General features: G+C 58.5%; 18 protein-coding genes. All 18 read left to right on the forward strand.

Annotated elements, in window-relative coordinates:
- The first annotated feature begins 63 nt into the window (after window positions 1-63).
- The gene (locus E308F_RS14630; RefSeq protein ID WP_141265630.1) at window positions 64-894 is read left to right on the forward strand and encodes a flagellar hook-basal body complex protein; all 831 of its coding nucleotides are present in this window, start codon (window positions 64-66) and stop codon (window positions 892-894) included.
- Window positions 895-1,291: 397 nt separating this feature from the next.
- Window positions 1,292-1,507, forward strand: a complete 216-nt coding sequence (locus tag E308F_RS14635) for a flagellar FlbD family protein (RefSeq protein ID WP_277997536.1) — start codon at window positions 1,292-1,294, stop codon at window positions 1,505-1,507.
- Window positions 1,508-1,510: 3 nt separating this feature from the next.
- Entirely contained in the window at window positions 1,511-2,326 is an 816-nt protein-coding gene (locus tag E308F_RS14640) for a motility protein A (RefSeq protein WP_141265631.1), read from the forward strand.
- Window positions 2,327-2,353: 27 nt separating this feature from the next.
- Window positions 2,354-3,082, forward strand: a complete 729-nt coding sequence (locus E308F_RS14645) for an OmpA family protein (RefSeq protein WP_141265632.1) — start codon at window positions 2,354-2,356, stop codon at window positions 3,080-3,082.
- 48 nt (window positions 3,083-3,130) lie between these two features.
- Window positions 3,131-3,595, forward strand: a complete 465-nt coding sequence (locus tag E308F_RS14650; RefSeq protein ID WP_141265633.1) for a flagellar basal body-associated FliL family protein — start codon at window positions 3,131-3,133, stop codon at window positions 3,593-3,595.
- Between the two features lie 12 nt (window positions 3,596-3,607).
- On the forward strand, window positions 3,608-3,982 hold the full coding sequence (gene fliN / locus E308F_RS14655; protein WP_141265634.1) for a flagellar motor switch protein FliN: 375 nt from the start codon (window positions 3,608-3,610) through the stop codon (window positions 3,980-3,982).
- Between the two features lie 2 nt (window positions 3,983-3,984).
- The gene (locus E308F_RS14660; RefSeq protein ID WP_141265635.1) at window positions 3,985-4,395 is read left to right on the forward strand and encodes a FliO/MopB family protein; all 411 of its coding nucleotides are present in this window, start codon (window positions 3,985-3,987) and stop codon (window positions 4,393-4,395) included.
- Window positions 4,385-5,047, forward strand: a complete 663-nt coding sequence (gene fliP, locus E308F_RS14665; protein WP_141265636.1) for a flagellar type III secretion system pore protein FliP — start codon at window positions 4,385-4,387, stop codon at window positions 5,045-5,047. Before E308F_RS14660 ends, fliP begins: the two co-directional genes overlap by 11 nt.
- Before the next feature lie 62 nt (window positions 5,048-5,109).
- Complete coding sequence (gene fliQ / locus E308F_RS14670) at window positions 5,110-5,379, forward strand: flagellar biosynthesis protein FliQ (protein ID WP_062282901.1); 270 nt, start codon at window positions 5,110-5,112, stop codon at window positions 5,377-5,379.
- A 60-nt stretch (window positions 5,380-5,439) separates the two neighbouring features.
- Window positions 5,440-6,207, forward strand: a complete 768-nt coding sequence (gene fliR / locus E308F_RS14675; protein WP_141265637.1) for a flagellar biosynthetic protein FliR — start codon at window positions 5,440-5,442, stop codon at window positions 6,205-6,207.
- Entirely contained in the window at window positions 6,207-7,283 is a 1,077-nt protein-coding gene (flhB, locus tag E308F_RS14680) for a flagellar biosynthesis protein FlhB (protein WP_141265708.1), read from the forward strand. The genes fliR and flhB overlap by 1 nt, the downstream gene beginning before the upstream one ends.
- A gap of 204 nt (window positions 7,284-7,487) precedes the next feature.
- On the forward strand, window positions 7,488-9,560 hold the full coding sequence (flhA, locus tag E308F_RS14685; RefSeq protein ID WP_141265638.1) for a flagellar biosynthesis protein FlhA: 2,073 nt from the start codon (window positions 7,488-7,490) through the stop codon (window positions 9,558-9,560).
- Window positions 9,557-10,726, forward strand: coding sequence for a flagellar biosynthesis protein FlhF (gene flhF / locus E308F_RS14690; RefSeq protein WP_141265639.1), 1,170 nt, complete (start codon window positions 9,557-9,559; stop codon window positions 10,724-10,726). Before flhA ends, flhF begins: the two co-directional genes overlap by 4 nt.
- Window positions 10,719-11,543 (forward strand): MinD/ParA family protein, encoded by an 825-nt coding sequence (locus E308F_RS14695; RefSeq protein ID WP_172613386.1) that lies wholly within the window; start codon window positions 10,719-10,721, stop codon window positions 11,541-11,543. Before flhF ends, E308F_RS14695 begins: the two co-directional genes overlap by 8 nt.
- 14 nt (window positions 11,544-11,557) lie before the next feature.
- The gene (locus E308F_RS14700; protein WP_141265641.1) at window positions 11,558-12,232 is read left to right on the forward strand and encodes a flagellar brake protein; all 675 of its coding nucleotides are present in this window, start codon (window positions 11,558-11,560) and stop codon (window positions 12,230-12,232) included.
- A complete protein-coding gene (locus E308F_RS14705; protein WP_141265642.1) occupies window positions 12,222-12,980 on the forward strand; it encodes a sigma-70 family RNA polymerase sigma factor in 759 nt (252 codons plus the stop codon). Before E308F_RS14700 ends, E308F_RS14705 begins: the two co-directional genes overlap by 11 nt.
- Window positions 12,981-13,523: a hypothetical protein gene (locus E308F_RS14710; RefSeq protein ID WP_216364568.1), complete on the forward strand. Its 543-nt coding sequence runs from the start codon at window positions 12,981-12,983 to the stop codon at window positions 13,521-13,523.
- A gap of 68 nt (window positions 13,524-13,591) precedes the next feature.
- A complete protein-coding gene (locus E308F_RS14715) occupies window positions 13,592-13,975 on the forward strand; it encodes an endolytic transglycosylase MltG (RefSeq protein WP_141265644.1) in 384 nt (127 codons plus the stop codon).
- The last annotated feature ends 29 nt before the right edge of the window (window positions 13,976-14,004 follow it).

Consider the following 14,004-nt stretch of genomic DNA (forward strand, 5'->3'; position numbering starts at 1 on the left):
GGCGGGGAGGCCCGGGGCCGCCGACTGACAGAGGCGGCCCATGCAAGAAAGGGGGAATTTACCATGATGCGTTCGCTTTATTCCGGTGTTTCTGGATTACGTACCCACCAGCTGCGCATGGACGTCATCGGCGACAACATCGCCAATGTTAATACGGTAGGTTTCAAGCGGAGCACAGTGACTTTTAAAGACGTCTTCTACCAGACTCTCAGGGGCGGGGCGGCAAGCGATGCCAGCGGCCTGGGCGGTACCAACCCCCAGCAGATCGGCCTTGGCGTCGCCCTGAACAGTATTGACGTCGTCCATACCCAGGGCGCCGCCGCGTCCACCAACAACGGGACGGATTTGATGATCCAGGGGGACGGCTTCTTCAGGGTTACTCCCGATGACGGAACGACTATATATTACACCCGGGCCGGCGCCTTTCATTTTGACAATGAAGGCTTCCTGGTAAATGGTGACGGGTTAAAAGTGCTGGATACAGGTGGCAGTCCGATACAGATTGCGGACATGGCCGATCCAGATACCATGCCCCGGAGTTTCAGCATTGACAATAAGGGCTACGTCCATTATGTAGACAACACTGGAACAGCCCAGACACTTGCCAACCCTATTAGTATAGCCAAGTTTTCCAATCCGGGGGGATTAGAGAAAGTCGGGCAAAACCTATACGCTCGAACGGATAGCTCAGGCGATCCGAGTAATGATCTTGCCCCCGGTACAGGCTCCCTGGCTAACACCACCATCATCCCCTCGGCCCTGGAGATGTCCAACGTTGACCTGGCCCAGGAGTTTACCGACATGATCATTACCGAGCGCGGCTTCCAGGCCAACGCCCGGACCATCACTATCTCCGACCAGATGCTCCAGGAGCTGGTGAACCTGAAGCGCTAGTCTTTTCGCCTTAGAGACAGTAGTGACTGTAAAGCGTTATTTTCGAAGGAGCCACTCATGGCGGGGAGCTGCAACCATCGAGAGCATGAAAATTCCGGGCTGGCATTTGTCTGAAGCGAGCGACTTGGTCTGAGCGGCTAAGCGGCCGCAGGCTGTGCCGAGGGATGATAAGCGGGGCCGAGGACAGGAGGTCCGAGGCCGGATTCTAAAGGCAAAAATGCCGAATAGGCCGGGAACCCCGCCTTAAGCCCTGGCTGACCCAGCACTCAACTCGCAACGGTTTTGTTGCGAAGAGACACCTATTACAAACGAGTTGAGTGCTGGGCGCTCCGCGAGGACCACGGAGCGAGCCAGACAAAGCCAGCCGGTGATAAGTTCTTTTCGAAGGAGGGCGGCAATGCATATGATCAAGGTTACCACCCTGGATAAGCGGGAGATAATCCTCAATGCCGAACTCATCGAGCGCATCGAGAGTGTTCCCGAAACAGTTATTACCCTTACCAGCGGTAAAAAGGTTTTAGTAAATCAGACGGCAGATGAAGTAATAGCCCGGGTTATTGCCTACCGGCGCCAGATCCTCCAGCCGGCGAGCACCCAGGATGAGGTGGAATAAAGGTTGCGGCGCATTGATTTCATGACCGTGATAGGAATTATTGCTGGAATCGGCCTTATGGGTGGAGCCCTGGTCCTGGGTGGTAACCTCAGGATCTTTTGGAGTGTCCCTTCCCTGATGGTGACGGTGGGGGGATCCTTTGCCGCCGTCCTGATTAATTTCAGCTTCCAGGATGTGAAAAACGTCTTTGCTACGGTAAAACAGGCCTTTACCACCGATCTCATGGAACCCGAGGAACTCATTGAGCTTTTTGGCGAGCTGGCCCGCAAGGCCCGGCGGGAAGGGCTGCTCGCTCTGGAGGATGATGCCAATCGGCTGGATGATCCCTTTTTCAGCAAGGGGATCCAGATGATGGTTGACGCCATGGAACCGGAGATGATCCGGGAGATCCTGGAAACGGACATGGCCTATATGGCCCGCCGCCACGAGAACGGTCAGGCCATCTTTAAAACCTGGGGGAATCTCGCCCCGGCCTTTGGTATGATCGGTACCCTTATGGGCCTGGTGCAGATGCTGGCCAAACTGGATAAACCGGAGGCCCTGGGGCCCAGCATGGCCCTGGCCCTGATCACCACCTTTTACGGCGCCATCATGGCATACATGATTTTCATCCCGCTGGCAGGCAAACTCAGCCTGCGCAGCGAGCAGGAGATGATGCTGCATCAGATGATGCTGGAAGGTATCATCTCCATCCAGTCCGGCGTCAACCCGCGCATCCTGGAAGAGCGATTGCGTTCCTTCCTGCCAGCCAAACCCCGGCAGCGGCAGGCCAGTGCAGGGGAAATAACCCGGGAAGAAGTCACCGGCAGGCAAATTTAAGAATATGAGGAAGGAACTGACCTGACCATGGCCATCAAAAAGGAGCGAAAGAAGGTAGAAGAAGGCGCGCCGGCATGGATGACTACATACTCCGACCTCATGACCCAGCTAGTGGTCTTTTTCGTCCTCCTTTTTTCCTTTTCCGTTTTAAACCAGCAAAAATTCCAGCAGTTTATTGCTTCCTACCAGGGAATAGGGATTTTGGACGGGGGTGTGTCGCCTATCGTCGAAACGGAGCCGGCGCCCCTTGATTACCCGCAGAATATTGATACGCCGGAGGCAGCTGCCGCTCTGGCCAGGGCCAGGGAGATGATGGAGACCTACCAGACGGTCAAAAACTTCCTAGCGGCCAGCGGCCTGGAGTCTATGGTTGAAGTGCGCTACGAGGAACAGGGCATTGCCCTGGACATCAAAGAGCGTATCCTCTTTGATTCCGGCAAGGCGGATTTAAAGCCCGAGGCTGCCAGGTTGCTGGACAAACTGGCGGAACTTTTAGTACGGATACCCAATGAGGTGCGCGTCGAAGGCCATACGGACAACCGTCCCATCCATACCCTCCAGTTTCCTACCAACTGGGAGTTGTCCACAGCCCGGGCCGCCCGGGTGGTGCGCTATTTTATTGAGGAACATCATTTAAAACCGGAGCGTTTTGTAGCCGTAGGCTACGGTGAATACCGTCCCCTTTATCCCAACGACACTCCGGAGCATATGGCGGAAAACCGGCGCGTAGTATTGCTGATAGGGGCCACTCAGTAGCTCCGGTAAGATGCGGGACACAGCTGCAGTGAAGAAAGAGGTGGAGAAATGCCCCCCAGAGACGAAGCAGAAAAAAAAGAGAAGCAGGGCCGGCCATGGTTAACCATTGCTTTGCTTCTGGTAATCCTCCTTTTGAGCGGGGGTTACTTTTACTACTTTTTTTTCGGCGGCAGCAAGGGCGTGACAGCAGCGGCACCGGCCGGCAAACAGGCGTCGGTAATTATGCAGAAAATGAGCCTGGAGCCCATTGTTGTCAACCTGGCCGATCCGGGCCTGCGCCGCTACCTGCGGGCGAAGATTACCCTGGAGTATAGTGATGCAAGATTGACTACAGAACTCAATGAAAAACTCTACCGCATCCGCGATACCCTTATTTCGGTGCTGCGCAGCAAAAAGACCGATGACCTGCAAAATGAGGACGCCCTGAAGCGGGAACTTTTGACGGCCATTAATGCGCAGCTTATTGGCGGACAGGTTCAGGGTCTTTATTTTGAGGAATTTATCATCCAGTAGGAGAGTCTGTTTATGCCTTTGACGGACGAGGAGATCCAGAAACTTTTAGAGGCCATGGCTGCCGGCGAGGACCGGCCGCGCATTGAAAAGGCCCGCTTTGCCCCCCTGCAGCCGGCCCCGGTAGCCAGGGTAAAGGCCAGCTTTGACCGCATCGCTGATGTTCCTTTACGCCTGGTGGCGGAACTGGGCCGGACGCGCCTGGCGGTTAAAGAGATCCTTGAGCTGAAGGAAGGGTCCGTTATCACCCTCAACAAGCTGGCCGGCGAGGCGGTGGAGGTCCGGGTCAATGGTATCCCGCTGGCCACGGGAGAGGTGGTGGTGATTAACGATGCCTTTGGCGTCAGGATCAACAACCTGGCAGACGTAAAGGAAGAAGGGCAGGACTAGGTATGGATCGCGATTTTGTCCTGGCTTTGCTGCGGTTGGTAATCTTTTTACCCCTGGTCCTGGGCCTGGCCTATGCCACGGTCCGCTTGGGCCTGGGCCGGGCTGCGGGAAGGGCCGTGGGGCCGGGACAGCTGGAACTGGTTGAAAGACTCCCTTTAAACAGTAAAAGCGGCCTGGCGGTAGTCCGCTGCGGCGACAGGCATTTCCTGGTCGGCCTGGGGGAAGGCGCCCCGGTTTTACTGGCAGAGCTGCCTGATTACCCGACGGTGACAGCGACGGCGGGGGAAGTAGCGGTGTACCCCCTTCAGTCCCTGGTGGAAAAGGAAAAGGAAACTTTTAACCCACCGGGTCCAAGGGGATTATTAACCACATGGTTGTCAACCTGGCAGAGGTTCAGGGGCCATGGAGATTAACAGTTTAATCCAGGCCACCGATCCCCGGCAGCTGGTGGATACCGTCAGAATCCTGGTCCTGCTGACGGTACTGGCCCTGGTGCCGGCCATCCTGCTGCTCATGACCTCTTTTACCCGGATTATCATTGTCCTGTCTTTCGTGCGCAGCGCCCTGGCCACCCAGCAAACACCGCCCAACCAGGTGCTGATCGGCCTGGCCCTGTTCTTGACCTTCTTTATCATGGCGCCGGTATATAACCAGGTCAAGACCCAGGCTATTGACCCGTACCTGGCCGGGCAGATCACCCAGGAGCAGGCCCTGGCAGCCGGGGCCAAACCGGTGCGGGAATTCATGTACCGCCAAACGCGGGAAAAAGACCTGGCCTTATTTGTCCGTATGTCGGGCATGCCCCAGCCCCGCACCCGTGACGACGTGCCCATGCACGTCCTTATCCCGGCCTTTATCATCAGCGAGCTGAAGACAGCCTTCCAGATGGGCTTTTTGATCTACATCCCTTTTCTGATTATCGACCTGGTAATTGCCAGCACCCTGATGGCCATGGGTATGTTTATGGTACCGCCGGTGATGATCTCCTTACCCTTTAAACTCATGCTTTTTGTCCTGGTCGACGGCTGGTACCTGGTAGTAAAATCCCTGCTGGAGAGCTTTTAGGCCGCGCCGGCCCGGTCGGCCCGCCGGGCGTGGATTGAAGCAAACGGAACGGGGGGAGAAAAATGACCCAGGAGTTTGTCATTCACCTGGCCCGGGAGGCCCTGACCACCGCCCTGCTGCTGGCGGCCCCGGCCCTGGGCTTGAGCCTGATCGTAGGGGTGGGGATCAGCATCCTCCAGGCCACCACCCAGATCCAGGAGCAGACCCTGACCTTTGTACCCAAGATTGTCGCCGTCATCCTGGGGATGCTTCTCCTGGGCTCGTGGATGCTCAATACTCTAATCCAGTTCACCACCGGGATCTTCGGCAACTTGGGAAGTTTAGTAAAGTAGGTGCCCGGGCGGTAAAAAAGCAGGAAACCAGGCCGTTAACTTTTAGAAGGATGGGAACCGATGAGCTACCTAAACCAGGCAGAGTTTTTTTTCCTGGTCCTGGTGCGGGTCACATCATTTTTTGTGACAGCGCCTTTCTTTGGCATTCGCGGCGTCCCGGCCCTGGTGAAGGCCGGTCTGGGGCTGCTGGTAGCTATGCTTCTGTTTCCTGTGCTGCCGGCCGGGCAGCCGGCCTTTACCAGCGCCGGGAACTATGCCCTGGCCGTCTTAAACGAGGCCTTGGCCGGTCTGGCCCTGGGCTACCTGGCCAACCTGATCTTCAGCGCCATCCAGGTGGCCGGGCAGCTCCTGGACCTTCATATGGGCCTGGGGATGGCCAGCCTCTTTGACCCTCAAAATGCGGCTACAACTACCATAATGGGCCAGTTCTTTGCCATCCTGGGTTTGCTCCTGTTCTTCCAGCTGGACGGCCACCACACCCTGCTCCTGGCCCTGCAGGAAAGCTTCCGTCTCCTGCCCCTGGGGGGAGTGCATTTTGACGGTAATATCATCTGGACCGTGGTCAAGCTTTTTAGCGGTATGTTCAGCCTGGCGGTGCGCATCGCGGTCCCGGTAATCGTGGTTCTCCTCATTGCCGACCTGGCCTTAAGTTTAATTGCCAGGACGGTGCCCCAGCTGAATGTCTTTATCCTGGGATTTCCTTTGAAAATAGGCCTGGGGCTCCTGGTCTTAATCGCCATTTTGCCTTTACTGGCAACAGTGTTTCGAAATCTTTTCAGCCAGATGGAACATGACCTGGCCCTGTTACTGCGGGGTTGGCTCCGTTGATGGAAGGCAAAATAGACCTGCAGCTCTTTGCTGAAGAAAAGACTGAGGAGGCTACGCCCCACCGCCTTCAGGAGGTGCGCCGCAAAGGCCAGGTTGCCCGGAGCAACGACCTGAGCGCCGCCCTGGTCCTTTTGGTGAGCATCATCTGTCTCTACTGGCGCCGGGAAGCCTTTTACCTGGAGATGGCCGGCCTTATGAGCAGTGCTTTTCAGGAGGGTTGGAAGCAGGAGCTGGATGGGGCAACCCTGATAGCCATCTTCAGCCACTTTGCTTTTAAGGTGGGCCTTCTCCTGGCTCCCCTGCTACTACTGGCGGCAGTTGTGGGCCTAGTGGCCAATTTTGCCCAGACGGGGTTCATTTTTTCCCTGGAACCCATAAGGCCGCGCCTGGAGAACCTGGACCCGGTGAAAGGGTTGCAGCGGTTCTTTTCCCGCCGCGCCCTCATGGAGCTGGTTAAGAGCCTGGGCAAGGTAGTAGTGGTAAGCCTGGTGGTCTGGACCCTGGTCAAGGGGCAGTTTAACCGGTTGTTGATGACCGTCGATATGAGCCTCCCGGCGGCCCTGGAACTGGTGGGCCAGCTCCTCTACCGGGTGGGGCTGGGAGCCCTGGCTGTATTTTTAAGCCTGGCGGCAGCCGACTACATCTTCCAGCGGCGCGAGTTTCAACGTAATTTAAGAATGACCAGGCAGGAAGTAAAGGAAGAAATGAAGCAGATGGAAGGCGACCCCCTGGTCCGCTCGCGTCTGCGGGAGAAACAGAGGCGGCTCGCCCGGCACCGCATGATGCACGCCGTGCCTGAAGCCACCGTGGTTATTACCAACCCTATCCACTTAGCCGTGGCCCTGCGTTACCGGGAAACAGAAGGGGCGCCGCGGGTGGTGGCCAAAGGGGCAGGCAGCATAGCGGAGCGGATCAAGGCCGTAGCCCGCCGGCATAACATCCCCATCGTCGCCAACCCGCCGGTGGCCCGGGCCCTGTACCGCCAGGTGGAACTGGGGCAGGAAATCCCGGTGGCCCTCTACCAGGCGGTGGCGGAGATCCTGGCCCAGATCTACCGGCTGCGGGGGAGGATATAAAGAGCCATTTATGGAGGAGCCCCTCATGGTGGCTGACGCCTCCACGAGCGAACCATGAAAATGGAGGCTGAGGCAAAAGGCTGGAGGGTACAGGCGGAGGGCGACTTGGTTCGAGGCGTAAGTAAACTAATTTTGGGTGGGGATATGTCCCCACCAGAAGGCACATTTTTGGCAGAACGCTATTTCCGGAGGAAAAACTGCTCTATGGCAGCAAATACCGGCCTGCTGGGCGCCTTAAGGCGCCTCACCCCGTACAACGACATCCTGGTGGCGGCCCTGGTCCTGGGGGTAGTCATGCTTATCGTCATTCCCGTCAGCCCCCTGGTCATGGACATCCTGCTTATCATCAACCTGGGCGTCAGCATGGTTATCCTTCTGACAACCATGTTCGTCTCCCGGAGCCTTGACTTTTCCGTCTTTCCGTCCCTTTTGCTGGTGGTGACCCTGTTCCGCCTGTCCCTCAACATCTCTTCCACAAGGCTTATTTTAAGCCGGGCCGATGCCGGTCATGTTATCGAAACCTTCGGCAGCTTTGTCGTTCGGGGGAATTATATCGTCGGCTTTGTCATATTTCTTATCATTACCATCATCCAGTTTATCGTCATAACCAGCGGCGCCCAGCGGGTGGCCGAGGTGGCGGCCCGCTTTACCCTGGACGCCATGCCCGGCAAGCAGATGAGCATCGATGCTGACCTCAATGCCGGCCTGTTAACGGAGGATGAAGCCCGGGCCAAACGGCGGGAACTGCAGCGGGAAGCCGACTTTTACGGTGCCATGGACGGCGCCAGCAAGTTCGTCCGGGGGGATGTCATTGCCGGCCTGATCATTACCGCCATTAACATCCTGGGGGGGCTGGCCATCGGTGTCTGGCAGCTGAAGATGCCCTTTATGGAAGCCCTGCATACCTATACCCGCCTGACCATTGGCGACGGCCTGGTTAGCCAGCTGCCGGCCCTCATGGTTTCCACCGGGACCGGCATCCTGGTGACCCGCTCCGGGGCTATGGACAATTTTGGCAGAGAGGTAATCGGCCAGCTAACGGGCTTTCCCCGTATTGCCGGTCTGGTGGCAGCCATCCTTTTCCTGATGGGCCTTTTGCCGGGGATGCCCCACCTGACCTTTTTTATAATGGCCGGCGGGGTGGGCTATGCCGCCTATGCCCTGGCCAGGGAGGAAAAGATGCAGGGCCAGCGCCGGCAGGAAGCGGTTGCCGCCCAGAAGGCTTCCCAGCGCCAGCCGGAGAATGTTTTGAGCTTTTTCCAGGTGGACCCCCTGGAAGTGGAAATCGGCTACGGCCTGATTCCCCTGGCCGATGAAACAGAAGGTGGCGACCTGCTGGACCGCCTGGCGGCCGTGCGGCGCCAGTGTGCCACCGAGATGGGCATATACGTCAGGCCCATTCGCATCCGGGACAACCTGCAGCTGCCACCCCATGGCTATATCTTCAAACTGCGGGGCGTGGAAGCGGCCCGGGGAGAAATCCAGCCTGGCTATCTTCTGGCCATGAATCCGGCCGGCAGCGACGGACCGCCGGGGGGCATACCTACCCGGGAACCCACCTTTGGCCTGCCGGCCTGGTGGGTACCGGCGACCAGGCGCCAGGAAGCGGAACTGGCCGGTTTCACCGTTGTCGACGCTACTACCGTCCTCATTACCCATTTGACGGAATTTATCAAAGCCCATGCCGCTGAACTCATGGGCCGCCAGGAAACCAGGGAACTCCTGGATAAAATCAAGGAGAATCACCCGGCAGTAGTCGAGGAATTGGTGCCCAATCTCCTGTCGGTAGGTGAGATACAGAAAGTACTGGCCGGCCTGCTCCAGGAACAGGTGCCCATTCGTGACCTGGTTAGTATCCTGGAAGCCCTGGCCGACGCCGCCCGTACCAGCCGGGATCCGGATTACCTTCTCGGGGCGGCGCGCCAGGCCTTGAGCCGCACTATCAGCCGCCAGTATGCCCGGGAGGGTAAGCTCACGGCCATTACCCTCCACCCCCAGCTGGAGCAGAAGCTGGCGGAGGCCATCCAGCCCACCTCCCAGGGTAATTTCCCGGCCCTGACCCCGGAGGAGGGCCGGGAACTTTTGAACAGGCTGGGCCGGGCCGTGGAGAAAGCCGCCACCGGCGGCGTCCAGCCGGTGATCTTATGCTCGGCCAGGATCCGCCTGCCCCTGCGGCGGTTGCTCCAACGTTCTTTACCTTATGTCCCGGTCCTGGCTTATAACGAGCTGGAACCCAGCCTGGAAATTGAGGCCGTAGAGGCGGTGAATGTGGTGTGAAGATTAAACGCTATCTTGCCCGTGATATGCAGGAAGCCTACCTGGCCATCCGCCGTGACCTGGGGCCGGAGGCGGTTATTGTGGCCACCCGCCGGGTACGCCAGCCGGGACTAAAGGGCTTTTTCTTGCCCCCCCGCATGGAAGTGACGGCGGCCCTGGAGGAGACGCCGGCAAGGAAACTGCCGGAACCGGCGGCGCCGGCAGGTAAGACGGCGTTACAGGCAGGGGCCGGCAAGACGGTGGTAGCACCGGCCGGGTCGGTCAACCCTGCCGGAGGAGGAAATAACGGCCGTCACAGCCTGGAGGTGCTGCAGCGGGAACTGGCCGAGATTAAAGCCGCCCTGAACCGCCTGGTACGGCCCGGCAGCGCTCCGGTACCGGAACAACTGTTAACCTTAAGGGAGCGCCTGCTGGCCCAGGAGCTGGAGGAGGAGCTGGTGGCCTTCCTTTTAAATGGCATTGAGGCCACCGCCGGGAAAGAGATTATTGCCGATGTCATCCGTACCCGCCTGGCCGACCACTTAAGCCATCAGGTGGCGTCCCCGTCCAGACAGCGGGTTCAGGCCTTTATCGGCCCCACCGGCGTGGGCAAGACAACTACCCTGGCTAAGATAGCGGCCCGCTACAGCCTTTATCAGGAGCAAAAGGTCGGCCTGATAACCCTGGATACTTACCGTATCGGGGCCGTGGATCAGCTCAAGACCTATGCCGAAATTATGGGCCTGCCCCTGGAGGTGGCCATGACGCCGCGGGAGTTGCGTGCATCCCTGGAGAACTTAAGACACTGCGATGTAGTTTTAGTTGATACAGCCGGCCGGGCACCGGAAAACAAAGCTATGCTGGCGGAAACGAGGGGGTTCCTGGAGGTTGTCCCTGAGCGGGACGTATACCTGGTCTTGAGCTGCGCCACCAGGCGCCAGGACCTGCTCCAAGCCGTAGAAAATTTCCGCAGCCTCAAATACAACCGGTTGATTTTCACCAAACTTGACGAAACATGCTGCCCGGGGGTAATGCTCACCGTAGCCGCGGCGGCGGGAGTACCCCTGGCTTATATAACTACCGGCCAGGATGTGCCTGATGACCTGGAAGCGGCCGATCCCCACCTCCTGGCCCGGCGCATCTGGGAAGCGGTGGCTGAAGATGGACCAGGCGGGCAGGTTGCGTAAACTGGTATACAGACGGCTGGAAGAGCGGTCCAGGGTAATTGCCATAGCCAGCGGTAAAGGCGGCGTGGGCAAGACCAATATTGCCTTAAATCTGGGCCTGATCCTGGCCCGCCAGGGTCTGCGGACCCTCCTCTTTGATGCCGACCTGGGCCTGGCCAATGTGGATATCCTCATGGGCCTGGTACCCCGTTACAGCCTGAAAGAAGTCATCGGCGGGCAGTGTACTTTAGAAGAAGTGATTATCCGCGGCCCTCATGACCTGCTCCTGGTGCCGGGGGCCTCCGGTATCCAGGAACTGGCCGACCTGGACCCCCCGGCCCGCGACCGGCTTATTCATGACCTGGCGTTTCTAGCGACTAAGGTGGATATAATCCTGGTCGATTCTGGTGCCGGCATTTCCCGGACGGTTTTCAGCTTTGCAGCTGCCGCCGGAGAAGCCATTGTGGTAGCAACGCCGGAACCTACTTCCATAACCGATGCCTATGGTTTAATCAAAGGGTTGCAGCGTTTAAAAGTAAGCATGCATCTTATCGTTAACAGGGCTACCAATAAGCTGGAGGGGCAGCAGGCCGCCGGGCGACTCCAGGGTGCCTGCCGCCGTTTTTTGCAGCTGGAGCTGCCGCTCCTGGGGATTATTCCCGAGGACTCCCGGGTAGGTCAGGCGGTGCGCTGCCAGCAGCCATTCAGCGAATTGTTTCCCCGTTGCCCGGCGGCCCGGGCCCTGGAAGAAGCCGCCGCCAAACTTCAGGGCCAGGAACTGCCGGCAGGCCGGAGCCAGGGATTCTGGCAGCGCCTGGGCCGTTTGCTGGGAAGATAAGAAGGGGGGGTATCATGGCCAGGCCAAACTTTATTATGATAAATCAACCCATAATCATCAAAACTCCTGGCAGTAAAGATCTCCGCACCATTATTCAGGATACGCGGGAAGACGGCTTTGCCGTCCTTGCTCCGGGGAGTGATGAACTGGTCCTGGCACCGGGGAACGTTGTCGAGGTTGCCTGCAACCGGCAGGATGCCCGTTATGAATTCACTACTAAAGTACAGCGTTACCTGCCGGGAGAGCCCCCCCTTTACTACCTGGCCTACCCGGACGATTATCGGCGCATCCAGGCGCGCTCCCATGTGCGGGCCAAGGCGGCCCTGGAATTTCGTTATGCCGTCTGGCTGAAGGACGACTGGCCCTACCGCCCGCCCCGGCCCTATAAAAAGGGGGTAACGGTAGATATAAGCGGCGGCGGTGCGCAACTGGTCCTCCGGGACCCCGTTGAGGTGGGCGACCTCCTTTACCTGGAACTTCACCTGCCCGGTCGCCGCCGCCATATGCCCATGCGCCTGGCGGGGCGCGTCAAGCGCGTGGCCCCGCGGGAAATAGACGGCGTGACGCGTTATGAAGTTGGTGTGGCCTTTGAGGGTATCAGCGAAAGGCAGGAAGACCAAATCGTTGCCTTTGTTTTCCAGCGGTTGCTAGAAGAAAGGCGCCGGGGAGAGAGAGAAAATGGCAGTTAAGGATAGCGCCATGTGGGCCGCGTACCTGGCCGGAAAGGGAGATGCCGGGCGCCGGGAACTGGTCCTCAAGTACCTGCCCCTGGTGAAATACCATGTGGGCCGCCTGGCAGTCAAACCGCCGCGGCACCTGGACCAGGAAGACCTGGTTGGTTATGGCATAATCGGGTTGCTGGAGGCCATTGACCGTTATGATCCTTCCCGGGGCGTTAACTTTGAAAGCTTTGCCTCCCAGCGCATTCGCGGGGCTATCCTCGATGCCCTGCGCCAATCCCACTGGGCCCCCCGCACCCTGGTGGAAAAGCTGCGCCGGGTGAGCCAGGTGTACCGCCGCCTGGAGCAGGAACAGGGGAGCGAGGTAAGTGATGCAGTGGTGGCGGCGGCGGCAGGGATAACGGTGGATGAGCTCAAGGAACTCTTGGAGCGGGGTTCCCAGATGGCTGTCCTTTCCCTGGAAGACTTTCTTTTTGACCGGGAAGGGGAGGAGGGTTCAACCCGGGGAGAACTGCTGGCCGATCCCCAGAGCCCGGATCCTGCCGGCCGTTATGAGCAGGAGGAACTCCGCCGCGCCCTGATAGAGGGTCTCCAGCATTTAAACGATAAAGATCGCCTGGTCCTCACTCTGTATTATTACGAAGGCTTGACCTTAAAGGAGATCGGCAAAATACTGGGAGTCTCCGAATCCCGGGTCTGCCAGCTCCACGGCCGGGCAATCTTAAACCTACGCCGCTATTTAGCCGATTTTATGTAGGTGGTTAAAGTGGCATATCTCTTTTTAGTTACAGGAGCGATATTGATTGTAATTACCTGCCTGCCCGCTTTTAAGATACTACTGGGCGGGGAAGGGAACCGGGGGGCGCCGGCGGTTTGGGGTTTTGACTCCGAGGACGGCCAGGGGCAAACAGGTGGTGACGAACAGCTGGCCGAACGCCTGGCAACCCTCCAGGAAGAAGTAACCGCCCTTACGGCCAGACTGGAGGAGTTGACTGCCGCCTCCGAAGCGGTGCCAGGAACTTTTCGATCCTACCTGGCAACTGCCCTGGCGGAAGGGACTGCAGGAGCGGCAGCCACCGATCTTCAGAGGACGCCCGCCAGGCCGGCGGGAGAAAAAGCTGTACCCGAAAGGACAACGGCGGCCGGGCCGGCAGGGGGGACAACCCCTGGGCCGGAGACGTTAAACATTCAGGAGCAAATCCGCCTGGCCCATGCCGCCGGCGAGAGTATCGACAGCCTGGCGCGGCGGTATGGCCGGGGAAAGGGTGAAATCGCATTAATCCTCAACCTGAAGCGTTAAAGAAAAAAGGATTTTTTCTGGCTCCCTTCGGGCTGGGCCTGGGCCTGGGGTTTTTCCTGGCGGGGCTGATGTTGCTTATTTTCCAGCACGGTCCCACCAGGGAGGAAATTATTGCCCGGGCCCGCGAATACGGTATGGTCTTCCGGGAGGAAGTAGTCCCTTTCGCGCCTGCCTCCGGGGATAATGCCCCGCCGGATCAAGGGATAAAACAACAGTCCGCCGGGCCGCAGCAGGCCGCTCCCGGGGATATGAAAGGTGAAATCCTGGTTACCATCCCGGCGGGGGCCGGCCTGGAGGATATTGCCGCCCTCCTGGAAAAAAAGGGCGTAGCTGCGGCCGCGGCCTTTGAAGCCGAGGTGCACCGCCAGGGCGTAGAACAGAAACTCAAGGCCGGCTCCTATTATCTCCCCGCCGGGGACATAAAGGAAATTATCAGGCGGTTAACCAGTTAGTTAGCAAAAAAGCAGGGGCGGTAGTCATT

The sequence above is a fragment of the Moorella sp. E308F genome, from assembly GCF_006538365.1.
Lineage (GTDB): Bacteria > Bacillota > DSM-521 > Neomoorellales > Neomoorellaceae > Neomoorella.

Coding starts and splice junctions, on each gene's coding strand:
- E308F_RS14630 (WP_141265630.1), top strand. CDS start 64: ATGATGCGTTCGCTTTATTCCGGTGTTTCTGGATTACGTACCCACCAG.
- E308F_RS14635 (WP_277997536.1), top strand. CDS start 1,292: ATGCATATGATCAAGGTTACCACCCTGGATAAGCGGGAGATAATCCTC.
- E308F_RS14645 (WP_141265632.1), top strand. CDS start 2,354: ATGGCCATCAAAAAGGAGCGAAAGAAGGTAGAAGAAGGCGCGCCGGCA.
- E308F_RS14650 (WP_141265633.1), top strand. CDS start 3,131: ATGCCCCCCAGAGACGAAGCAGAAAAAAAAGAGAAGCAGGGCCGGCCA.
- fliN (WP_141265634.1), top strand. CDS start 3,608: ATGCCTTTGACGGACGAGGAGATCCAGAAACTTTTAGAGGCCATGGCT.
- E308F_RS14660 (WP_141265635.1), top strand. CDS start 3,985: ATGGATCGCGATTTTGTCCTGGCTTTGCTGCGGTTGGTAATCTTTTTA.
- fliP (WP_141265636.1), top strand. CDS start 4,385: ATGGAGATTAACAGTTTAATCCAGGCCACCGATCCCCGGCAGCTGGTG.
- fliQ (WP_062282901.1), top strand. CDS start 5,110: ATGACCCAGGAGTTTGTCATTCACCTGGCCCGGGAGGCCCTGACCACC.
- fliR (WP_141265637.1), top strand. CDS start 5,440: ATGAGCTACCTAAACCAGGCAGAGTTTTTTTTCCTGGTCCTGGTGCGG.
- flhB (WP_141265708.1), top strand. CDS start 6,207: ATGGAAGGCAAAATAGACCTGCAGCTCTTTGCTGAAGAAAAGACTGAG.
- flhA (WP_141265638.1), top strand. CDS start 7,488: ATGGCAGCAAATACCGGCCTGCTGGGCGCCTTAAGGCGCCTCACCCCG.
- E308F_RS14700 (WP_141265641.1), top strand. CDS start 11,558: ATGGCCAGGCCAAACTTTATTATGATAAATCAACCCATAATCATCAAA.
- E308F_RS14705 (WP_141265642.1), top strand. CDS start 12,222: ATGGCAGTTAAGGATAGCGCCATGTGGGCCGCGTACCTGGCCGGAAAG.
- E308F_RS14715 (WP_141265644.1), top strand. CDS start 13,592: ATGTTGCTTATTTTCCAGCACGGTCCCACCAGGGAGGAAATTATTGCC.